The sequence below is a fragment of the Methylocella silvestris genome (assembly GCF_002891535.1).
GTDB lineage: Bacteria > Pseudomonadota > Alphaproteobacteria > Rhizobiales > Beijerinckiaceae > Methylocapsa > Methylocapsa silvestris_A.
This window is the reverse complement of sequence record NZ_PDZR01000009.1, coordinates 109,962-131,988: the sequence shown is the minus strand read 5'-3', so window position 1 is coordinate 131,988 and position 22,027 is coordinate 109,962. Positions and strand designations below refer to the sequence as shown.

General features: G+C 65.2%; 19 protein-coding genes. 16 read left to right on the top strand and 3 right to left on the bottom strand.

The genetic code is table 11. The features are described from left to right. Nucleotides 1-85 precede the first annotated feature (85 nt). The 7 genes from CR492_RS10095 to CR492_RS21135 are packed head-to-tail and all read left to right on the top strand — an operon-like array spanning nucleotide 86 to nucleotide 6,544. Nucleotides 86-1,093 (top strand): AAA family ATPase, encoded by a 1,008-nt coding sequence (locus tag CR492_RS10095; protein ID WP_102843612.1) that lies wholly within the window; start codon nucleotides 86-88, stop codon nucleotides 1,091-1,093. Nucleotides 1,094-1,101: 8 nt separating this feature from the next. Beyond that, complete coding sequence (locus tag CR492_RS10090) at nucleotides 1,102-2,061, top strand: DUF58 domain-containing protein (RefSeq protein ID WP_102843611.1); 960 nt, start codon at nucleotides 1,102-1,104, stop codon at nucleotides 2,059-2,061. Next, on the top strand, nucleotides 2,054-2,521 hold the full coding sequence (locus CR492_RS10085) for a DUF4381 domain-containing protein (RefSeq protein ID WP_102843610.1): 468 nt from the start codon (nucleotides 2,054-2,056) through the stop codon (nucleotides 2,519-2,521). The genes CR492_RS10090 and CR492_RS10085 overlap by 8 nt, the downstream gene beginning before the upstream one ends. A gap of 10 nt (nucleotides 2,522-2,531) precedes the next feature. After that, nucleotides 2,532-3,509 carry a VWA domain-containing protein gene (locus CR492_RS10080; protein ID WP_102843609.1) on the top strand — a complete coding sequence of 326 codons (978 nt, stop codon included), beginning with the start codon at nucleotides 2,532-2,534 and terminating at the stop codon, nucleotides 3,507-3,509. Beyond that, nucleotides 3,506-4,435, top strand: coding sequence for a VWA domain-containing protein (locus CR492_RS10075; protein ID WP_180982503.1), 930 nt, complete (start codon nucleotides 3,506-3,508; stop codon nucleotides 4,433-4,435). The genes CR492_RS10080 and CR492_RS10075 overlap by 4 nt, the downstream gene beginning before the upstream one ends. Then, nucleotides 4,432-5,253 carry a tetratricopeptide repeat protein gene (locus CR492_RS20780; RefSeq protein ID WP_180982502.1) on the top strand — a complete coding sequence of 274 codons (822 nt, stop codon included), beginning with the start codon at nucleotides 4,432-4,434 and terminating at the stop codon, nucleotides 5,251-5,253. Before CR492_RS10075 ends, CR492_RS20780 begins: the two co-directional genes overlap by 4 nt. Beyond that, nucleotides 5,246-6,544 (top strand): BatD family protein, encoded by a 1,299-nt coding sequence (locus tag CR492_RS21135; protein WP_102843607.1) that lies wholly within the window; start codon nucleotides 5,246-5,248, stop codon nucleotides 6,542-6,544. Before CR492_RS20780 ends, CR492_RS21135 begins: the two co-directional genes overlap by 8 nt. Before the next feature lie 41 nt (nucleotides 6,545-6,585). Here the strand turns inward: CR492_RS21135 and CR492_RS21130 are convergent, their stop codons facing one another. Further along, complete coding sequence (locus CR492_RS21130; RefSeq protein WP_245412039.1) at nucleotides 6,586-6,825, bottom strand: catalase; 240 nt, start codon at nucleotides 6,823-6,825, stop codon at nucleotides 6,586-6,588. Nucleotides 6,826-6,938: 113 nt separating this feature from the next. On the opposite strand from CR492_RS21130, the gene CR492_RS10055 reads away from it, so the two are divergent. The 7 genes from CR492_RS10055 to CR492_RS10025 all read left to right on the top strand — a co-directional run bounded on the left by CR492_RS10055 (nucleotide 6,939) and on the right by CR492_RS10025 (nucleotide 16,111). Continuing rightward, nucleotides 6,939-8,120: an efflux RND transporter periplasmic adaptor subunit gene (locus tag CR492_RS10055; RefSeq protein WP_102843606.1), complete on the top strand. Its 1,182-nt coding sequence runs from the start codon at nucleotides 6,939-6,941 to the stop codon at nucleotides 8,118-8,120. Nucleotides 8,121-8,251: 131 nt separating this feature from the next. After that, nucleotides 8,252-11,482 (top strand): efflux RND transporter permease subunit, encoded by a 3,231-nt coding sequence (locus tag CR492_RS10050; RefSeq protein WP_102843605.1) that lies wholly within the window; start codon nucleotides 8,252-8,254, stop codon nucleotides 11,480-11,482. An 88-nt stretch (nucleotides 11,483-11,570) separates the two neighbouring features. Then, on the top strand, nucleotides 11,571-11,867 hold the full coding sequence (locus CR492_RS10045; RefSeq protein WP_102843604.1) for a hypothetical protein: 297 nt from the start codon (nucleotides 11,571-11,573) through the stop codon (nucleotides 11,865-11,867). Nucleotides 11,868-12,187: 320 nt separating this feature from the next. Beyond that, entirely contained in the window at nucleotides 12,188-12,667 is a 480-nt protein-coding gene (locus CR492_RS10040) for a (2Fe-2S)-binding protein (RefSeq protein WP_102843640.1), read from the top strand. 3 nt (nucleotides 12,668-12,670) lie between these two features. Further along, a complete protein-coding gene (locus CR492_RS10035) occupies nucleotides 12,671-14,866 on the top strand; it encodes a xanthine dehydrogenase family protein molybdopterin-binding subunit (RefSeq protein WP_102843603.1) in 2,196 nt (731 codons plus the stop codon). Nucleotides 14,867-15,050: 184 nt separating this feature from the next. Beyond that, entirely contained in the window at nucleotides 15,051-15,569 is a 519-nt protein-coding gene (locus CR492_RS10030) for a winged helix-turn-helix transcriptional regulator (protein ID WP_210200249.1), read from the top strand. A gap of 119 nt (nucleotides 15,570-15,688) precedes the next feature. Then, nucleotides 15,689-16,111: a YciI family protein gene (locus tag CR492_RS10025; RefSeq protein ID WP_102843638.1), complete on the top strand. Its 423-nt coding sequence runs from the start codon at nucleotides 15,689-15,691 to the stop codon at nucleotides 16,109-16,111. 44 nt (nucleotides 16,112-16,155) lie between these two features. Here CR492_RS10025 and CR492_RS20775 read toward each other — a convergent pair whose 3' ends face one another. Next, nucleotides 16,156-16,347, bottom strand: a complete 192-nt coding sequence (locus tag CR492_RS20775) for a hypothetical protein (protein WP_180982501.1) — start codon at nucleotides 16,345-16,347, stop codon at nucleotides 16,156-16,158. 163 nt (nucleotides 16,348-16,510) lie between these two features. After that, nucleotides 16,511-19,741 (bottom strand): GH36-type glycosyl hydrolase domain-containing protein, encoded by a 3,231-nt coding sequence (locus CR492_RS10015; protein ID WP_102843602.1) that lies wholly within the window; start codon nucleotides 19,739-19,741, stop codon nucleotides 16,511-16,513. Between the two features lie 175 nt (nucleotides 19,742-19,916). Between CR492_RS10015 and CR492_RS10010 the strand changes: the two genes are divergently transcribed. Both CR492_RS10010 and CR492_RS10005 read left to right on the top strand, forming a co-directional pair. Beyond that, nucleotides 19,917-21,701 carry a patatin-like phospholipase family protein gene (locus CR492_RS10010; protein ID WP_180982500.1) on the top strand — a complete coding sequence of 595 codons (1,785 nt, stop codon included), beginning with the start codon at nucleotides 19,917-19,919 and terminating at the stop codon, nucleotides 21,699-21,701. 114 nt (nucleotides 21,702-21,815) lie between these two features. Next, nucleotides 21,816-22,022, top strand: a complete 207-nt coding sequence (locus CR492_RS10005; RefSeq protein WP_102843600.1) for a dodecin — start codon at nucleotides 21,816-21,818, stop codon at nucleotides 22,020-22,022. The last annotated feature ends 5 nt before the right edge of the window (nucleotides 22,023-22,027 follow it).

Sequence of the window (22,027 nt, the reverse complement as noted above, 5' to 3'; positions counted from 1 at the left end):
CGGCGTCGATCTATCTCGATCATGGATTTTTCTATAATGAAATGAAAGACGCCGGGCAAAAACGGGCGGACCGGGAGGAGTTGGTTTGGTCAGAAATTCAGCGGAGCTTTCGCTTGAGGCGCGCAACGAGCGTGAAGCCGGCGTCAGGGCGCGGTTTTGCGAGCTGAAGGACTTCCTCGAGGCGGGGTTGGTCGGCGGCGAAACTCTTGTCGAGCGCCTCCTGATCGGGCTTCTGGCCGACGGCCATCTGCTGATCGAGGGCGCGCCCGGCCTCGCCAAGACGCGGGCTGTCAAGCTTCTGGCTGAAGGCCTCTCCGTGCCTCTCGCGCGCATCCAGTGCACGCCTGATCTTATGCCGGCGGATCTCACGGGCACCGCAGTCTGGCGGCAGGATCGCGGCGTTTTCGAGTTCGTCGCCGGGCCGATCTTTCATTCCCTCATTCTCGTCGATGAGATCAACCGCGCTCCGCCCAAGGTCCAGTCCGCGCTGCTCGAAGCGATGGCCGAACGGCAGGTCACGGCGGCAGGGGTGACGCGTCCCTTGCCAGACCCGTTCATGGTCGTCGCGACGCAAAATCCGATCGAGCATGAGGGCACTTTTCCGCTGCCCGAAGCGCAACTCGATCGGTTCATGATCCATGCCGAGGTCAAGCTGCCGGATGCCGCGACCGAGCGCAAAATTCTCGACCTCGTCGAGCATGAAGCGACCGAGGGCGCACCGATGGCCGCACATCATCTTGGCGCCGCCGAGATCGCCGCGGCGCGCGCGGCTACGACGGCCGTCTATCTGTCGCCGGCGGTGAAGGACTATATCGTGCGTCTTGTGACGGCGCTGCGCAGCGAGCAGGTCGCGCCGCGGATTAGGCGCAAGGTCGAGCATCCGCCGTCCCCGCGCGGCACCATCGCGCTCGCCAAGGGGGCCAAGGCGCGGGCCTTTCTCGCAGGACGCGATCATGTGAGCCCGCAGGACGTTGCCGAACTCGCCGTCGATACCCTGGCGCATCGCACGATCCTCACCTGGCGCGCGCTCGCCGACGGCGACTCGACGCGAAGCGTCATCCTGGAGCTTCTCGATGAGATCACGCCGGTCTGAAGCCGCATATGAGCCTGTTCGAGCGCCTGCAATCGCAATTCTCACGCAAAGATGATGCGCCGGCTCCGGCCGGGCTTCCGGCTGGCGAGGGCATCCAAGGCGTCGATCTCAACGTCGACGACCTGCTGCGCATACGTCATCTTGCCGAGCGCATGGATTTGCCGAAGGCGGCGCCGCGCTCGACCTTGCCCGGCAATGTGGCGCATCGCCGGCGCGGCCGCGGCCTTGAGGTGCATGACATCCGGAGCTGGTCGGATGGCGACGACGTCCGCCATCTTGACCGCAATGTGATGGCGCGCACGGGCATTCCGCATGTGCGGACCTTTCGCGAGGAACGCGAACGCGCCGTTCTTCTCGTCGCCGACTTTCGGCCCTCCATGCTGTTTGGCACGCGGCGCGCGCTGCGCTCCGTCGCGGCGGCGGAGGCGCTGACCCTCCTCGGCTGGCGCGCCGCCCGCGACGGGCGCGTCGGCCTGATGGTCATTCAGCATGACGGCGGTCATCTGATCCGCTACGGCCGCGGCGCGCGGGCGATGATCGCCATGGTCTCAGAGCTCGAGCGCGCGCATCGCAACGCGCTGGCGAGCCGCTCAAGGCTCGATCCGCCGCTGACCGAGAGTCTTGAGGAAGCCGACCGGCTTGCCGGCAAGAACGCGGCGATCGTCGTCGCCACCGCGCTCGACGAGCCGGGGCCGCAATTCGACGAGATCGTGGCGCGGATCGCGCTACGCCGCGATCTTTGCTTCGCGCTCATCGCCGACCGGTTCGAGACCGCGCCGCCGCAGGGCTCCTATCCTTACGCAACGATGGCCGGCGCCGCGGGTTGGCTGCGCATCGGCGCGGATGCGGCGCCAAAGCCGGACGAACGCGTCGCCCGCCTGCAGCGCCTTGGCGCGCGGGCCTTGAGCCTCGATTCCTCGCTGGATGTCGAGGCGATGGCGCCGCTACTGGAACGTCTCGATGGCTGATCCTGTGGAGGCGCTCAACGGACTGCGTCCAATCCATCTGCCGGCCGATTCCGGCGAGGTCTTTCTGATCGCCGCGGCGATGCTGGCCGGGATCGTTGCGGCGCTGGCAGGGGTGGCGCTGATCCGCCTCCTTTCCGTCCGCCGGGGCGCCGAGCGGCGCGCCGCGCTGGCGGAGCTGGCTCTTTCACGCGGCCTTGCGCCGGACGAACGGCTGGCGGCGCAGGCGAAGCTCTTGCGCCGTCTCGTGCGGACGATCGACGGCGAGGCGCCCCGCGGCCTTGGCGGCGACGCCTGGCTCACCCGCCTCGACCAGACGCTGCGCACATCCTTCTTCACCGCCGGCGCCGGCCAGGCTTTCGGGGAGCCGCTCTATCGCCGCTCGTCCGCCGCGACGGTCGAGACGCTGGATTTGGAGCTGTCGCGGCTTATCGCCATGCTCCCGCCAAGGATTTCACATTGAGACGGCTGCTATGAGCCTCGAAGGTTTCGATCTCGCCGCGCCGCTTGCCTTGGCGCTGCTGCCGCTGCCGCTGATCGCGCTCTTCTGGCGCCGCGATCGCGCCGCGACCGCCGGCGGCCTGACGATTCCGCGCGCGATCGCCGAGCGCCTCACGTCCGGCGGGCGCGTCGCCGCGCGGCCGGGCGGCTCAAGGCTTGGCGCGCTGCTCGCCTGGGCCGCCTGGATTTTGGTCGTCGTCGCGCTGGCCGGACCCCGCACGGTCGCCGCCAATCCGGCGCAGCCTGCATCCGGCCGCGACATCATCTTCGCGCTCGACCTTTCCGGCAGCATGGCGGCCGAGGATTTCGTGCTCGACGGCCATGCCGCGAGCCGGATCGACGCCTTGAAGCGGGTCGGCGCCGCCCTCATCAAGCGCCGGACCGGCGATCGCGTCGGGCTCGTGATTTTCGCCGAGCGCGCCTACGCCGCCGCGCCCCTGAGTTTTGACGTCGACGCGGTCAGCCGGACGCTCGCCGAGATTCCGCTCGGCCTCGTCGGCCATTCGACCGCCATCGGCGAGGGACTTGGCCTTGCGCTGAAGCGCCTGACGGAATCGAAGGCGCCCTCGCGCATCATTGTCCTTTTGTCCGACGGAGCCAATGACGCCGGCACAACCGACCCAATGGGCGTTGCGGAACTCGCGCCTGGTCTTGGCGTCAAAATCTATACGATCGGACTTGGCGTCGTCGATACGCAGACCTTCAATGGCCTTGGCGACCCGGTCGACTTTCTCGCGCTGCAAAGGCTTGCCGAAATCGGCGGCGGCGAGGCTTTCCGGGTGCGCACGACCGAGGATCTGGCCTATGCCTCGGCGGCGATTGAGCGCCTCGTCGCCGGTGAGGCGGAGGCGAGCGTTTCGGTGCAGCGGCGCGAGCTTTGGCCCTATGCTGCGGGTCTCTCCTTTCTCGCCTGCGCCGGCCTCGGCTTTCTGCGCAGGCCGCAGCTTTGATCGCCTTCGGCTCTATCGCGCTGCTGCGGCCCTGGTGGCTGCTCGCCTTGCCGCTCGCGGCTATGGCTTATTACGCAATCAAGACCGGCGGCGGCGGGCCAGGCCAGTGGCAGCGCGCCGTCGATCCGCCGCTTCTTTCCGCCATGGCGCGGCGGGGGCTGCTCGCGCCCGGAGGCAAATCCGATCTTGCTCCCGCTCTTTGGGCGCTTGTCATTCTGGCGCTCGCGCTCAGCGGGCCGGCGCTGAAACGCCGCGACGCCGACAGGTTCCGCAATCTCGACGCCAATCTGATCCTCGTCGATCTCGCCGGCGAGGCGACCGATCGCGCCCAGCTCAGGCAGGCGACAACGGCGGCCCATCTTGCGCTCGAGGCCGGCGCCGCGCGCCAGACCGGACTCATCGTCTATGCGGGCGACGCCTATCTCGCCGCGCCGATGACCGACGATTCAGCTGCGACCGGCTCGCTGATCTTCGCGCTCGACGGCGAGACCGTGCCCGATCCTGGCGTGCGGCCGGACCTCGCTCTGGCGCTGGCGCGGCGGATCGCCGCAAACGCAAAAATCGTCGCCGGCGATGTGACGCTGATCTCGTCGGGCGCCGGCGTCAACGAGGCTGCCGTGAGCGAAGCGCGGGCGCTCGCCGCCGCCGGGCTCAAGGTGCATACGCTGTTCACGTCGCAGGAAGGCCGCGGCGAAAGCGGACAAACCGCGGGCCGCGCGGCGTTGGCAAAATTGGCGGCCTCAGGCGCGGGCGTCGCCGCCGACGCTGGAGCGCCTTCCCCCGTGACCAGCGCCATTGCCGGCCGCGCCATCCGCCGGCTTGGCGGCTCCAGCGTCGCCTCGCTCTATTGGCGCGACTATGGGCGTTATGTTCTTTTCGCCGCCTGCCTTCCGCTTCTCCTCGCTTTCCGCAGGATTGCGCGATGAGAAAGCTCATTCTCGTCTTGCTGATCGGGGCGCCGCTGGCCGGCCTCTATGTTTGGGGCCGTCCCGTCGCCGGACATCTCCTGTTCGTGCTCGGATTTCCCTCCGCCGCCGCGGAATTCTTCCAAGATTCCAGCTGGAAGGGGACGGCGCTCTATTCCGCCGGACGTTGGAGCGAGGCGGCGCAGGCTTTCGGCGCGACCCCCGAAAACGCCTATAATCGCGGCAACGCTTTCGCGCGGGATGGCCGTTACGCCGAAGCGGTCAAGGCCTATGAGGCGGCGATCTCCTTTGACCCGGATAACGAAGACGCGGCCGCCAACAGGGAGCTGGTCGCCTCGCTGCTTTCGACTGCGGGCGGAGACGGCGGCGAGAAAAAGGGCGGCGTCGCCAACGCCGACGCCACACGGCAGATCCATGCGCCGCGGGCGACGCCGGAATTGAGCGAGGCGACGAGTACGGGCAGCGGCCTTGTCGGCACGGTTCAATCGAAATCGACCGGGCCGGACGGGGCCGGCTCTGCGCCGAAAACGGGCGTCGGCGATCCCGGCGCCGCGCGCGAGGGCGCCGGAAAGGCGACCGGCTCGGCCGGCAACGCCGAGGGCGAGGGCCGCGCCGGCGGCGTCATGGTCGACATCACCAAGCTGATGGCGGCGCGGGATCTGCGCGCCCGGCGGCGCCTCGAATCCCATGCCGTGCTTGCGACGCGCGACTGGCTCGACGCCCTTCCGGACGATCCCGGCGCGTTCCTGAAACTGCATATTCTGTCGGAACAGGCGCGGCGCAAGGCCGGAGCGCCGGAGGCAAGCGAAGATGATTGACGGGCGGTTTTTTCGCCGGCGCAGGCTTGCCGCGGCGGTCGCAGCGATGTTCTGCACGCTGATTGTGGCTGTTCCCCGAGCCAAAGCCGAACCGCTCAATCGGACCGAGGCCGTCATCGACGGACCGAAAGAATCGCCCTATGTCGGCGAGATGCTGTTGCTGCGCCTGCGCTCCTTTATCGGCGCGCCGGTCGCCGCCCATGAAATCGTGCAGCCGGACCTCATCAATTTTGACTGGCAGCAGTTTGGCCGCGATTCGCCGGTCTCAACGACGATCAATGGCGTGACCGTGGCCGGCATCGAGCGGGTAATCGCGATCTATCCGCGCCGCGCCGGGCGGCTCGCCATCGAGCCCTTTACGCGCAAGGTCGAACTCATCGCTCCGGACAACAGCCGCACCGAGACGGCTTTCACATCCGGCCCGGTGACGCTCGACGTTCGTGCGCATGACGGCCTCGGCAAGCCCGGCGACTGGTGGCTGCCGGCGAAATCCGTCACGATTTCCGATCATTGGGATCCGCGCCCCGACCGGCTCGGCCTCAACGAGACGTCGCGACGCACGGTCACGATCGAGGCTTTGGGCTTGACCGCCGACCGTCTGCCGCCGCCGCCGAACATGCGGGCGCCGGGCGTTATCGTCTTTGCCGCTCCGGCCGAGCGTGCGACGATTACCACCGACGCCGGTCCGCTCGCGCGGGCGGTGTATCGCTATGACGTCCGTCCGATCTCGAGCGATCCCGCAAAAATGCCGGCGGTTCACATCCCCTGGTTCGACGTCGGCGAGCGCAAGATGCGCGACGCGGCGATCCCGGCGCAGACGGTCGCCTTCATCGATCCGACCGCCCTGACGCGCGCCGCGGCGCCGGAAAAAGGCCCGATGCTTTCGTCCTGGCTGTTCGTCGCCGGGGCGGCGAGTTTTGTCTGGACGGCCGCTCTCGCCTTTTTCATCCTGACGTCCGCCTCGTGGCGCGAATTATTGTCGCAGTCATTTGGCCCGGCGCGCAAACGGCTGCGCGAGATGCGCCGCGCCGCCCGGGCCGGCGATTTTTCGGCGTTCCGCGCGGCGAGCCTTGCTTTGTCGCGGCTCGACGGCGCGCGCTGGCGCCGCGCCGCGTGCGAGCCGGCGATCGCGCGGCAGATCGCGGCGGTCGACGCGCTGCTGTTCGGGCCGGAAGGCGGCGCGGGGGACGCGCCGAATCTGCCCCGACTGGCAAGGGAGATCGGCGTCCGCTGGCGGCAGGCGGCGATCCCGCCGCCACGCCAAAATGCGCTTGCTCCGTTGGACGGTTAGAGCGCCTTTCGACCGGATGGAGTTCCCGCCGGCGTCGCGTTTCAGCGCAAGGCCGCGCAAGTCGCGTTCGGCGCCGCCGCCGCCGCGGCCGCCGGCGATGTCAAAAAGCGCGTCAGCGCCGCCGTCTTCCTGCCGATTTCCCAGAACAGCTTGGCGCTGGCATAGCGCGTGATATCATAGGCGGCGGTCAGCCTGCCGAAGGCGCGGACGTCATTGGCGTGGACCGAGCGCTCGGGAATGCGTTCGCGTCCCGCGGATGGTGACTTGCATTTTGCAATCAAGTTTGCGATTTGAGGGGCGGCAAGATTGCGTCCCTACGGACGCGGGATCGCGCGTCAGTCGTTGCGGGCGGCAAGGCTCGCGCCGCCCGGACACGGCTCATGGAGTTGGATTGATGGGATCTTTTGCTCCGGCAAGGCCGCTCGCGCGGCTTATGCTTATCTTCAGCATAACCCTTGGCGGGTTTGGCGCCTTTGGCGCGCAGGCTGCGGAAGGGCCGCCGCCGCCGGAAGTCACCGTCGCCAATCCGCTCGCAAAGTCAGTGCCGCGCTGGGACGAATATACCGGACGGTTCGAGCCGCTGCAGCAGGTCGAGGTGCGTCCGCGCGTTTCCGGCGCGGTCGACACCATCAATTTCGTTGACGGCCAGATCGTCAATACCGGCGATCTTTTGTTCGTGATCGATCCGCGCCCCTATCAGATCGCCGTCGACAGCGCCCAGGCGGACGTCGCCAAGGCGAAGGCCCAGGTCGAGGTCGCAGCCAATGACGTTATTCGGGCGCAGCAGCTTGTCGAGAGCCGTGCGATTACCTCGCGCGACGTCGATCAGAGAAAATCCGCGCTCGACATCGCCAAGGCGCAGCAGCTCAGCGCCGAGGCCGCGCTGCGCAACGCAAGGCTCAATCTGGAATGGACGCAGGTGCGCGCGCCGATCCCCGGACGCGTCTCGGATCACAAGGTCGACGTCGGCAATCTGGTGCAGGGCGGCCAGACCGGGGCGACAACATTGCTGACCACCATCGTCACGCTGGATCCGATCCATTTCGTGTTCGACGCCTCCGAGGCCGATTATATTCGCTATGCGCGTCTTGCCACGGCAAAGGAGCGGCCGTCCTCGCGCGAATTCAAGAACCCCGTGATGGTCCGCCTCGGCGATGAAACCGACTGGACGCACAGCCACGCCGGCGTCATGGATTTTGTCGACAATCAGCTGAATTCGCGCGCCGGCACCATCCGCGGCCGCGCCGTGTTTGAGAACAAGGACCTGTTTCTCCTGCCCGGCACGTTTGGCCGCCTGCGTCTTTTTGGCGGCAACATCAATGCGTTGCTGATCCCCGACGCAACCATCGTCTCGGACCAGGCGAGCAAGATCGTCATGACGGTCGGTCCGGACAACAAGGTGGTCCCGAAAACGGTGACGCTCGGCGCCATGCATGAAGGGCTTCGCGTCGTGCTCGCCGGGCTAAAACCGGACGATCGCATTATCATCGCCGGCATCGCCAACCCCTTCGTGCGGCCGGGCGCGGTGGTCGTCCCCAAGACAGGCGAGATCGCCTTTCCTGTCGCCTCGAATTGACGCGCGCGGTCAAACGCGCAACGCGATGAGCGGGCTTTCAGCCGTCCGCTTGCAACGATGAACGCACATAACGCCGCCGTGGGGCAGGACAGCGCGCGCCAGCGCTGCGGCGTCGCCGGTTAAGGACGAGCATGCGATTTTCTCATTTCTTCATCGACCGTCCGATCTTCGCCGCGGTTTTGTCGATCATTCTGACGATCGCCGGCGCCATCGCGCAAAGATCGCTGCCCGTCTCCGAATATCCGGAGATTGCGCCGCCGACGGTCAACATCACGACGACCTATCCCGGCGCCTCCGCCGAAGTCATCGCGGCGACCGTAGCGACGCCGATCGAGCAGCAGGTCAACGGCGTTGACGACATGCTCTACATCACCTCGCAATCGACCGGCGACGGCAGACTCTCGATCAATGTGACGTTCAAGCCCGGCACCAATGTCGATCAGGCGCAGGTGCTTGTGCAGAACCGCGTCGCCATCGCAACGCCAAGGCTGCCCGAGCCTGTGACCCGGCAGGGCGTGACCGTGCAGAAAGCCTCGCCCGACCTGATGATGGTCGTGCATCTGATCTCGCCCGACGGTTCGCGCAGCCAGCAATATATTTCGAACTATGCGACGCTTTACCTCAAGGATGCGCTGGCGCGCGTCGACGGCGTCGGCCGCGTCGATATTTTCGGCGCGCGCGATTACGCCATGCGCATCTGGCTCGATCCCGCGAAAGTCGCGGCGCGCGGCCTGACCGCCGGCGAGGTCGTCGCCGCGTTGCAGGCCGCCAATCTTCAGGTCGCGGCGGGCGCCATCAACCAGCCGCCCGTCTCCTCGCCGGGCGCCTTCCAGCTGTCTGTGCAGACCCTCGGGCGCCTGACCGATCCGGCCCAGTTCGAGGACATTGTCGTGAGGTCCGACGCGGATGGCTATATTCGCATCCGCGACATCGGCCGCGTCGAGCTCGGCGCGCAGGATTATACCGTCAACGCCTATCTCGACCGCGACGTCGCGACCGCGATGGTCATGTACCAGCGCCCAGGTTCGAACGCGCTCGCGACCGCGGCCTCGGTGCTCGCCGCAATGGAGACGGCGAAGAAGGATTTTCCGCCGGGCATTGACTATACGGTTGTCTATAATCCGACCGAATTTATCCAGCAGTCGGTCGATGAGGTCGTCCATACGCTCTATGAGGCGATCGCCCTCGTCGTGCTCGTCGTCATCGTCTTTTTGCAGACATGGCGCGCGGCGATCATCCCCGTCATCGCCATTCCGGTGTCGCTGATCGGCTGCTTCCTGTTCATGAGCGGGGTCGGCCTCACCTTCAACACGCTGTCCCTGTTCGGCCTCGTGCTCGCGATCGGCATCGTCGTCGACGACGCCATCGTCGTCGTTGAGAATGTCGAGCGCTATCTCGAACATGGCGCCGATCCAAAAGAGGCCGCGCACAAAACCATGGACGAGGTGGGCGGCGCGCTTCTCGCCATCGCCCTCGTCCTCTGCGCGGTGTTCATCCCGACCGCATTCATCACCGGTCTGCAAGGCGCTTTCTACAAGCAGTTCGCGATCACCATCGCCAGCGCGACGGTCATCTCGGCTTTCGTGTCGCTGACCCTGTCGCCGGCGCTGGCCGCTATTCTGCTCAAACGCAATCACAACGCGAAAAAATCCGGTTTGGTCTATCGCCTGGCGACGCCGCTGCGCTGGTTCTTCGCCGGCTTCAACTGGGTCTTTGAAAGGCTCAGCGCCGGCTACGGGGCGCTGACCGCGCGGCTCGTCCGAATCAGCTTCGTCGTGCTGATTGTCTATGCCGGGCTGATCTACCTCGCCTTCGACATTTTGAACAAAACGCCGACCGGGCTCATACCGCAGCTCGATCGCGGCTATCTCATCGCCGCCTTCCAGCTGCCGCCCGGCTCCTCGCTCGACCGCACGGACAAGGTGCTGCGGCAGGCGACAGACATCATTCTTCAGCGCCCTGGCGTCGAACATGCGGTGGTCTTTGCCGGCTTCGACGGCGCGACCTTCACCAACGCCACCAACACCGGCGTTATTTTCGTTGCTCTGAAACCGTTCAAGGATCGAGTCCCGGCGGGGCTCACGGCCCCCAAAATTCTGGCCGACGTGCGCCAGCACATTGCGGTCATCACCGACGCCTTCGCCTTCGTGCTCGAGCCGCCCTCGGTTCCGGGCATCGGCACCGGCGGCGGCCTCAAGGGTTATGTGCAGGACCGGTCCGGCCGCGGCCTGCCGGCGCTCGAGGGCGCGACCTGGGGCCTCGTCGGGGCGATCCATCAAAATCCGGGATTCGTCCAGGCCTTCACTTTGTTCAACACCAAGACGCCGCAGATCTACGCCGATATCGATCGCACCAAGGCTGAGCTGCTTGGCGTGCCGATCTCGCGCGTGTTCGAGACGCTCTCCGTCTATATGGGCTCGGCCTATATCAATGATTTCAACATTCTCGGGCGCACCTACCAGGTCACGGCGCAGGCCGATAACCCGTACCGGCTGACGACGCGCGACGTCGCCAACCTGAAAACGCGCAACGCCAATGGCGATATGGTGCCGATCGGCTCGGTCGCCTCGCTGAACGACGCGACCGGCCCGTTTCGTGTCACCCGCTATAACCTCTATCCCGCGGCCGAGGTGCAGGTTGCGCTCGCGCGCGGCTTCTCGTCCGGGCAGGGCATCGCGGCGATCGAGACGCTCGCCAAACAGACCTTGCCGCAGGGCTTTGGCTTTGAATGGACCGAAATCGCGCTGCAGGAAAAACTCGCAGGCAATACAGCGGTTCTGGCCTTTGGCCTTGCCGTCGTCTTCGTCTTCTTGCTGCTCGCCGCGCTTTACGAAAGCTGGGCTTTGCCCTTCGCGGTCATTCTGATCGTGCCGATGTGTATTCTGGCGGCTATGGTTGGCGTCACCTGGCGCGATTTCGACCGCAATATTCTGGTCGACATCGGGCTTGTGGTGCTGGTCGGCCTTGCCGCCAAGAACGCGATTTTGATCGTTGAATTCGCCAAGCAGGCGGAAGAGGAGGGCCAGACCCGCTTCGATGCGGCGGTGTCGGCGGCGCGGACGCGGTTGCGGCCCATCCTGATGACCTCTTTCGCCTTCATCTTCGGCGTCCTGCCGCTCGCCCGGGCGGAAGGCGCCGGCGCTGAAATGCGCCAGTCGCTCGGCACGGCGGTGTTCGCCGGCATGCTCGGGGTGACGATGTTCGGCCTTCTGTTCACTCCGACTTTCTATGTCGTGGTGCGCGGAATCTCGCAACGGCTCGAACGTTTGCGCGGCAAGAAGACGCCGCCGCCGGGCGCCGAACTAGGCGGACGCGGCGACGAACACAAGGCGGCAGAGGCGAAAGAGCCGGCGAGAAGTTGACAGGCGTAGCCCAACGCCGGCGGCGATCTGCATTGACCTTGTCACAATCCGGGGTTAGCGCTTTCGCAGCCCCGTGGAGAGACATGGCATGCTGCGTCGACTGTCTTTGAGCCTTCTCCTTGTCGCCTCCGCCGCCTCTTTCGAGGTGCGGGCCGAGGGCGTGAACGCCCCCATTGTCTTCGTCCAGTTCATGGGAACGCCGGGCGAGCCCGATGTCGTGCCGATGCCGCCGGCCGCGGACGATCCGCAGGATTGGGAAGAGGAGGCCGAGGCCTCCGCGCCGGCGCGCACCTGCGTCAAGATGTGCGCGGCCGATTACAGCCCCTGCGATCCGATTTATTTCAAGACCGAGGACGGTCGCTGCGACGGCGTTCATTTTCGCTGACAGACGCCGCCTGCAGCCCGAGGAGCCGCGGACGCAGCGTGTCGAAGGATGCTTTTTGGCGTCGCTTCGCCGTCCCGTCCGTCTGGCGAAATTGTGAACCTCGCCGCGGTGCGTCTCATTTGCGCAGCCGCAAAAACTAGCTATCATAATGAAAGCTAGCGAAAGCGGCGCAGATGGCGCGTCCGCCTTCGCGTTGCTGCGTCGCGCCCCGGCGCATGGCCGGGCGCCGCGCGCGTTATCGCCCCTACCCAGGCTCCGATCGCGCCGAAGATCGCGATAAGCGCTGCGATGCGCAATCACTGACATTTTGGGAGATGCCCATGGCCTATACAATCAAAGTCAACGGCAACGAACGAACGGCGGACGTCGATGGCGACACGCCGCTTCTTTGGGTGTTGCGCGATATTTTCCAGTTGACGGGGACCAAATTCGGCTGCGGCGTCTCGCTCTGCGGCGCCTGTACCGTGCATCAGGACGGCAATCCGATCCGCTCCTGCATCACGCCGATCGACAGCATCGGCGCCTCGGCGATCACCACCATCGAGGCGATTGGCGCGACCGAAGCGGGAGCAAAAATCCAAAAGGCATGGCTCGTGACGGAGACGCCGCAATGCGGCTATTGCCAGTCCGGCCAGATCATGTCGGCGACGGCGCTGCTCGCCGGCAATCCGCATCCCTCGGACTCCGATATCGACGACGCGATGACAGGCAACATCTGCCGCTGCGGCACCTATGGCCGCATCCGCGAGGCGATCAAGCTCGCCGCCAATGACGCCGGCGCCGTAAAGCAGGGAGGCTGAACCATGTTCCTCGACATCGAATCGTCAGGCGCTTTCTCCGTCGCCTCTGCGGCGCCGTCGCGGCGCCAGTTTATCAAGGTCAGCGCCGCCGCCGGCGGCGGCCTGCTGCTCGGCTTCCATTTGCCGGGCGCCGCGCTCGCCGATGCGGCAAAGACGGGCGCCTTCGCCGGTTTCGCCCCCAACGCCTTCGTCCGCATTGGGCGCGACGGTAAGACCGCGATCATCGTCGCGCAGGTCGAGATGGGCCAGGGCACCTTCACCGCCATGCCGATGCTGGTCGCCGAAGAGCTTGAGGTCGGGCTCGACCAGATCAGCGTCGAGCAGGCGCCGCCGGACGACAAGCTCTACGCCAATCCGCTGCTTGGCTTTCAGGTGACCGGCGGCTCGACCTCCGTGCGCGCGCTCTGGAAGCCGCTGCTGACAGCGGGCGCCGTGGCGCGCACGTTGCTGATCAAGGCGGCCGCGGAAGAATGGAAGGTCGATCCCTCCACTCTGCATGCCGAAAAAGGCGAGGTGATCGACAAGGCGTCCGGCCGCAAGCTCGCCTATGGCGCGCTCGCAGACAAGGCCGCGACCTATCCGGCCCCGGATCAGGTTCCTTTGAAGGATCCGAAGGATTTCAAGCTTGTCGGCACGCCGGCAAAGCGGGTCGATACGCCGCTGAAGGTCAATGGTTCGGCCAAATATGGCATCGACGTCATTCTTCCGGGCATGAAATTCGCTGACGTCGCCGCCTGCCCAACCTTTGGCGGCAAGCTGAAGAGCGTCAATGACGAGAAAGCCAAGGCAGTCCGAGGCGTGCGCCAGATCGTCAAGCTCGACGACGCCGTCGCCGTCATCGCCGACCATTATGGGGCAGCCAAGAAAGGCCTCGCCGCGCTCGAGATCGAATGGGACGATGGTCCAAACGCGAAATTCTCGCAGGACGAACTCATCGCGCAGATGAAACAAGCGGCGACCCTTGACGGCGCCGTCGGCGAAAAGGCCGGCGATGCGGCGAAGGCGATCGCTGGCGCGGCGCGAAAATTCGACGCCGTTTACGAGCAGCCCTTCCTCGCCCATGCCGCGCTCGAGCCACAGAACTGCACGGTCCATGCGCGCAAGGACGGTTGCGACATCTGGACGGGCACCCAGGTGATCACGCGGGCGCAGGCGGTCAGCGCCAAGGTTCTCGGCCTGCCGGTCGAGAAAGTGCAGGTGCACAATCATCTGATTGGCGGCGGCTTCGGCCGTAGGCTCGACGTCGACGCGATTGCGCAGGCGGTGGCCATCGCCAAACAGGTCGAAGGCCCGGTCAAGGTGATCTGGTCGCGCGAGGAAGACATCCAGCACGATGTCTACCGGCCTTATTACTATGACGTTCTGTCGGCGGGCCTTGACGACAAGGGCGTCGTCGCCGGTTTCAGCCACCGTGTCGTCGGCTCCTCGATCCTGGCGCGCTGGGCGCCTCCCTTGTTCAAGAACGGCCTCGATTCCGACGCCGTCGAGGGCGGCTCCGGCCCTTACAGCTTCGATAATCTGCTTGTCGACTATGTCCGGCATGAGCCGCCCGCCGGGATGACGACCGGCTGGTGGCGCGGCGTCGGCTCGACCCACAATTCCTTCATGGTCGAAGGGTTTGTCGACGAGCTCGCGGCGGCCGCAAAGAAAGACCCGGTCGAGTTTCGCCGCGCTTTGCTTGGCAAGGCGCCGCGCGCCAAAGCCGTGCTGGATCTTGCGGCGGAAAAGGCCGGGTGGGGTTCTCCGCTGCCGGCGGGCTCCGGCCGCGGCGTCTCATTGATCTTCGCCTTCGGCAGCTATCTCGCGCAGGTCGCCGAAGTTGCGGTTGCAGGAGACGGCTCGGTGCAGGTGACGCGCATCGTCGCGGCGTTCGACTGCGGCCGGCAGGTGAACCCGAACACGCTGAAAGCGCAGATCGAGGGCGGCCAGATTTTTGGCATTACGGCCGCGCTTTATGGCGGAATCACGCTCAAGGACGGGCGTGTGGAGCAGACCAATTTCGACAGTTACCAGTTGCTCCGAATCAATGAAGCGCCCAAGATGGAGACGTATTTTATTGAAAGTACTGAACCGCCGGGGGGAGCAGGCGAGCCTGGCACCGCCGGGATAGCGCCCGCCGTCGTCAACGCGATTTTTGCCGCGACTGGAAAGCGGCTGCGGAAACTGCCGATAGACGCCAACGCGCTAAAATCGGCCTGACCGGAAATTTGCGTGCGCTTGTCACGCGAAAATGTTCGGCGGCTGGGCTTGCGAAAAAGGCGCGATTTGCAGCATGACCTCGAAAGAAGCTGCTGGCTTTAATCCGGGCGTCATGCGCCCTCACAAGATCGGAGCGTCCGAGAGCGCGAGTTGCTCGGACGCTCCGGCCGCTTTTGTAACTGCCATGCGTCGCAAGAGCTTTGAAGCCATGGAATGCCCGATCGCGCGCAGTCTCGAAAGAGTCGGCGAATGGTGGAGCATGCTGATTCTGCGCGACGCCATCAACGGCGTCACACGCTTCGACGCCTTCGAGGCGAGCCTCAAGATCGCCCCCAACATGCTGACTCGGCGGCTGCGCACGCTGGTCGAGGATGGGCTGCTCGAACGCCGGCTCTATAAGGAGCGGCCGAAGCGCTATGAATATGTGCTGACCGATCGTGGCCGCGATTTTTTTCCCGTGATTCTCGCTTTGCTGGACTATGGCAATCGCCATTTCGCGCCGGAGGGCGAGGCGCTGCAGATCGTCGATCTCGACACCGGCCGCACGCTCGATCCCGTGCTCGTCGATCGCGCGACCGGCGAGCCCTTGGCCGGAAAGCGGCTGAAGCTTGCCCCGGGGCCGGCGGCGAGCGCGGCGATGTGCGAGCGCTACGCCGAAAAACATGAGGCGTCAGCGCCCGCGCCGCGCCGGGTCAAGCGCTAAGATCCCGGCCCGCCTCCCTTTTGAAGAAAGTTTTTGGCGGGATGTCGATCCCGCCGCCGCTCATTCGTCGTATGATCAGCAGGGTCGGCTCGGCCTTCGCGGATCAGGGGAGGCAGGCGATGCGCGTTATGGTTTTGGTGAAGGCGACGAAAGACAGCGAGGCGGGGATCATGCCCGAAACCGCGCTCCTTGAAGCGATGGGCAAGTTCAACGAAGAATTGGTCGCCGCCGGCGTGATGCTGGCCGGCGAGGGTCTAAAGCCGTCGGCGAAGGGCAAGCGCGTCGCTTTCGACGGCGCGAGCCGTATCGTCACGGACGGGCCTTTTGCCGAGACCCGCGAGGTGATCGCCGGCTTCTGGCTCTGGCAGGTCAAGGACGTCGCCGAGGCGGTCGAATGGGTGAAGCGCTGTCCCAACCCGATGCCCGGCCCGAGCGTGATCGAAATTCGCCCGCTGTTTGAGGCCGCCGACTTCGGCGAGGCGCTGACGCCGGAACTCGGGGAGCAGGAAGACCGGCTCCGCGATAAACTGGCCGGCCGCTGAGGCGGCGTCAGTCGCCGTGTTCCTTTTCGCCCGCGGATCAACCATTAAGGGGCGACTGCGGGCGAAATCGCTCCCGGCCAGGTCCTATCCGGCGCTGGCGTGGAGAGAGCGGCCGTCAGAACCTGCGGCATGTCGAGGGTGGAGGGGATTTTCACCATCGTCTGCGGGCAGGTGCGCTCCTCGAACATCGGCAGAATCGTCTGCAGCGTTTCCGTGACCTTGATTCCCATATTCATCGGGAAAGCCGGGTTGGTGCTGCGCCAGGCGTGCGGCGCGGTGTAATCGACTTTGATGTCCGGCCGCGAGTTAAGGGCCCCGAACCAATCCTATTCGCCCAATTTGGAGGGGGGCTTTACATCTCTCGCCCTGAATGGCGTCATACATGTCTGACGCGCAAATCTAGGACTGTGGCTCCAGATCCCATTCGAGCGTCGCGTGGCTCCAGCCCTTTTGCGGCGTCGCGCGTCCCCAAAGCCGCTGGCGCCCGAAACCGTGGCGGATCATCAGATTGATGAAGATGCCCGGCCCGCTGGAATAGATCCGCCAGCCGCCTTCGAGCCCGATCTCGCCGCGCCTGAGGCGGTCCCACTCCGCGCTGGCCGAGGCGCGGTCGCCAAAGGCCGCATCGCTGCTGGAGAAGAAGGCGTTGCGCTGGCGCGGCAGGGCGTTTTCAAGCCTGTCGCAGATCGAGACGGGATTTACCGCGCCAAGCGCGTCGGAAAGCCCGTCAAGATCGCCGCGGCAGGCCAGCGCCTCGCCGAAGCGCAGATGGGAATGCACATACATGAGCCCGATTTCGCGGCCAAAAAAACTCGCCGATTCGGCGCGGCGGAAAATACTCTGCGGACCGCCGTGATAGGGAACGGGGCGGTCCATCAGCCGCGCGCCGTCGGCAAAAAGAAGGTGGTCGTTGATAAGGCGCAGATGATGTTCCGCCTGAGCTGGCGTAAACAGATCGCCGATCATCGAGCGCGTCATCGGCAGCAACGAATAATGCAGGCCGGTGCGGGCGTCGCTCGGATGCAACAGTAATTCCGGGGCGGCCTCGCCCGGCTCGAACACGCCATAGCCGGCGACAATTCCATCGCGGATCAGCAACGCGTTGAAGTCGGCCCTGATGGCGTCGGCAAGCTCTTCGAGCGCGGCGGCCTCTCCCGCGCGCGCGGATTTTTGAAGGATGACGGCGTAGCGGCGCAGCTGTTGATAGAGCAGGCTGACCGTCCAGCTTGACGCCATGATGTCGCGCATTTTCGGATCGACGGGCTGTAGCGAATCGTTCCAGTCGCCGTGGCCGTAGGAGATGAGATCCGTTCCCGGCACGAAGCGCGTGCGAATAGTTTCGATCAGTTTCTCGATATGGCGGAGGACGCTGTCCTTGTGTGGGGTGCGCTCGAGATCCTCCCTGCCGCGCCACACGATATGCTCGTCAAGGAAGGCGAAATCGCCGGTCGCCTCGATGTAGTCGTTGACGGCTTTCAGCGGCCATATGATCACATCGCCATGGCTGACGCGATCCTGAATGATCGCATAAGGGTCGAGCATGAACCATTGCGGCCAGTCGCCGGTTTCCTGATATTGCTGGGCGAAGACAAGCCGCAAAATCTCCTTGACCGGTTCGTCATGACGCAGCGCCAGCAACAGCTCGACGGGACCCTGGCAGACGTCGCGCACGCCCCACGCCGCGCCGGTATATTGTTCGAGCCCGTGCGGAACGGTGAGGTGGATCATCGCGTCATGCGCAAGCCACGGGATCAGCGTATCCAGTGCGCGATCGCCCCGGACGCGCGCGCCGCGAGTAACATGGCGCCAAAACTTTTGCGCGGGCTCGAGAAGCTCCTCGCGCGAAACCTGGCGCGCGTATTTTTCGGCAAGAACTTCGGCCTCGGCGGCGCTCGTCATCGAGCCGACGACAGCGAAGGAGAAGGTATTCACCGCTCTGGTGCGGAGCGCGACGCAGGAGCCGTCGCGTTGATCGGAATCCTCATATAATAATTCGTCGCCGCCGATCGCCTCGATATCGGCAGGCTCGGGGCTGACGATATGATAGGCGGCTTCAGGATAGCGCTGGCCCCACAGCCAGTCGGGATCCGGGCGCAGCGTCACGCGCATCGACGCGGGGGCGACTTGGACCGGGCTGTGATGGTCATATTCACGTTCGCCGAGCGCGAGATGGCCGAAAACCAGAAAGCGGCAGGGCTCGCCTTCGTTATCGAGCGCAAAAACCATCGCCGGATCTTCGCCCGAAACCGTCGCGGACACAGTGATTGTTCGCGCGCCGATTTTGTAGACCCAGCGGCAGTCGTTGAGACCGATCTCGAACGCGGACGGCGTTGTCAGCAGGCGCCAGCATCCGTCAATCTCGGCGAGCATGCGCAAGCCGCTGCCCCGCGTGACATTATAGGGATCGCGCGAGACCGAAAACAGCTTGTGGAAGGAGGTGTTGCCGATCGTCAGCTGCGCCGCGAAAACGCCATGCATCCAGGCCGTCGCGCAAAGCGTCGAATCATCCGGCAGCATGGCGGCGCCGGAGCGCATCAGCGCGCCATGGCGGCGCGTAACGAGCCGTTCCTTGTCACGCAACACAACATGCCGGTTATGCGGTCCGTCCGGCATGAAGAAAGACATCAGCCGGCCGTCGATCCACTCCTCCTCGAAGCGGTCCGGGTAAAGTGCGTCGATCGCGGCGTCGTCGAGAGCGCCGGCGATCGCGACAGGCGCGGCCTCTACCATACTCCGCGCCGGGCGCGCCATCGGCGGCGCCACGGAGAAATCACCGTCACGCCAGTCGATCACGTCAATGCGCGCGAGGTCTGCCTCGCTCGAGGACTGCGGCTGATCGGCAGCGAACAGCCCGAAAAATGTTTGCGAACCATGCGCGCCGGGACCAAGCCGCAGCTGCGGCGACTGGATCGCGACGCAGGCCATCTCATGTTGCAGCCGCCGGTTCGGCAGGTCGGCCCCGTAGGGAAAGCAGAAGACGTCGGAGTCGCGGAACGCGGGGCCGAACAGCTGCTTGCCGTCTGTTGTAAAGCCGGCGGCGCCGTCAAAACATCCATGCATGGCGAAGGGACACAATCCGTCCTGCGCAAGATTCTGACGGCTCATCACAACAGGGCCGAAGCGCTCGTGAAAGCTTATGAAATGATCGACATATTGCGAGACATAGGCCTCATTGTTCATGAGGAATCCGCGCGGCCCAAGGCCGATGTCCTGGATCAGGACCGCATCCATCGCGCGCGGCGCGCCGCCGCGATTTTCGACATCGAGGCGCCAGATCCAGGCGCTGGCGTCCGGCTGCAAAAACAGCGTGACGCGGCAAAGAATCCCATGCGATTGACTGCTCCAGACGAACCGGTCAGCGCCTTGCCCGAACATCGCCGCGCCCGGCCCGGTCATCTCGATCGGCTTTTCAGCCTCTATCCGCAGATAGATCCGGGCGATCGCGCCGGCGATCGGCGAGCCAAGCGTCTGATTGACGAGGATCGGCGCGCCGGCGCCTTGGTGCTCGATCGCGAACAATGAACCATTGGGCAGCGCCGCGACGGACAGGCCGCAAGCGTTGGAAATTCGCCGAAGGCCAAGGTTCTCATCGCGCGGCGTCGTCCAGTTGCGCGCTTCAAAGCCGGTCATTCACATCTCAGTCTTGGCTGTTTTTTAGGAGGGAATCAAAGAGCGGAGGCCCAGAATGGCGGCGTATCGCAGCGGCCCGCAACCGAAAAAATGGAACCTTCATCGCAAATCGACGTATGCTGCTTCAAGGCGCAAAGATCCCGCGAAGGGACCGGCGCTCCACAAGGAGGCGGCGATGCCGGACCAGGCAACCGTGGCGTCGGAACAGATCGCGGCTTTGCGCGGTCTCGAGCTGTTCCGTGATCTGTCCGACAAAAGCCTGGCCCTGATCGCCGGCCGGCTGCGCGCGCGCGAGCTTGCGCGCGGCGAGCTTCTTTTGAAGGAAGGCGACGACGCCTTCGCTTTCTATCTCGTCCTTTCGGGCCGGTTCGAGGCGCGCGTCGCCGAGCGCGATCAGATCGTCGCCGAGATCGGGCCCGGCCAGCCGATCGGCGAGATCGCCTTTTTCGCGGGCGGGCGCCGCCGCGCGAGCGTTCTAGCGCTCCGCCCTTCGACCGTGATCGAGATCGACTATGTCGCCTTCGAGCGCATCAAGGCGCTGGCGCCCGGGGTTGAGCGCACGCTGATCGAATGGCTGGCGAAACGGCTCGACGCCACGACGCGCAACATGCTGCATCTGCCCAAGCTCGCCCCGGCGAGCGAAATCGCCATCGTGAGGGGCGGGAGCGGCGCGATCCCGCCGCTGTTTTTTGAGCGACTCGCCGCCGCGCTCGGAGGTTCAGCGCGGGCGCGTCTTGTCACCAGCGTCACGGACGTGGGTTTCGAGCCGCCGTCGCCGATCGCCGTCTATCTCGCCGACGAGACGCTGACCGAATGGACCCGCGCCCGCCTGCGGCTTGCCGACGAACTCGTGGTCGTCGTCGACGGCGACGAGCCGCAGCCGCGAAACGAGATCGAGGCCTTCGCCTTTGAGCTGATTCCGCCTGCGCGGCGCCGGCTCGTGCGCCTGCATCTGCGCCGGCGCGGCGCCGTGACCGGAACGCGGCGATGGCTGGAGGATCGCGACATCGGCATGGTCCATCATGTTTCGCTGGAGGACGGCCAGGATTTCGCCAGCCTCGCGCGCTTTCTCACCGGCCGCGCGATCGGCTTCGTTGCGGGCGGGGGCGGCGCATTCGGCGTCGCGCATATCGGCGTCTACAAGGCGCTTTGCGAGCGCGGGCTGTCATTCGACATGTTCGGCGGCTCGAGCGTCGGCTCCGGCATGGCGGCGGCCTTTGCGCTGCTGCGCGGCCCGCAGGAGGTGCTGAGCGGGGTTCGCCATATTTTCATCGAAAGCCGCGCGCTGCGGAAAATGACCATTCCGCGCTATTCGCTGCTCGATCATCGCCCCTTCGATGAGGCGCTGAAACGCCGCTATGGCGAAACCGAGATCGAAGACGTCTGGAAGCCGTTTTTCGCCATCGCCACCGATCTGTCGATGAACAGGATGCAGCTTTTGCGCACGGGTCCCGTCTGGCGGGCGGTGCGGGCGTCGAGTTCGATTCCGGGCGTGCTGCCGCCTGTCATCACCAGGGAGGGCGCCATGCTGGTCGATGGAGCGATCGCCGATAATGTGCCGCTCGAGCCCATGGCCTCGCTGAAATCCGGCCCCAATGTCGTCGTTTCGCTCGGCCTGCCCCCATCGCTTCCCCTCGATGTCGATTATGACCGCCTTCCTGGCCGGCTGGAGCTGGCGCTTGCCTATCTCACCCCGTTGCGGCGCAATCTGCCGCCCTGTCCTGGCCCAATCAGCGTCATCCAGAAATCGGTGTTCAGCAATGCGCGTCAGGATTGTTTTGCGCGCGGGCGCGAGGATCTCATTCTGTCGCCGCCTCCTTCCGCGGGATCGAGTTTTCTCGACTGGTCGCGCTTCGATGAAGTGTTTGAAACCTCTTATGAGTGGGCGCGGCGCGAGTTGCAGCGGCTGGAGGCGGAGGGCGATCCAGCGCTGGCGGCGCTCGACGGGAGCCGAGCATGACGCCGAAACGTTGCAGACTTGCAGACCGACTTCATGCTCCGTAATCATGGGTCGAGAGCTTGAGCGCGGCCGGTTTGCCCGCGCGGTCTAATCAAAAAGGAAAAGGGACTAAATATGTCAGATCATGTCTATAAGGTGGTTGAACTTGTTGGCTCCTCGCCCCTCTCGACGGACGAGGCGATCAGGAACGCGATCGCCCGCGCCAGCGGCACCCTGCGGAACCTGCGCTGGTTCGAGGTGGTGGAGACGCGGGGTCATATCGAAGACGGCAAGGTGCATCATTTTCAGGTGACGCTGAAGGTCGGCTTCACGCTCGACTGACGCCG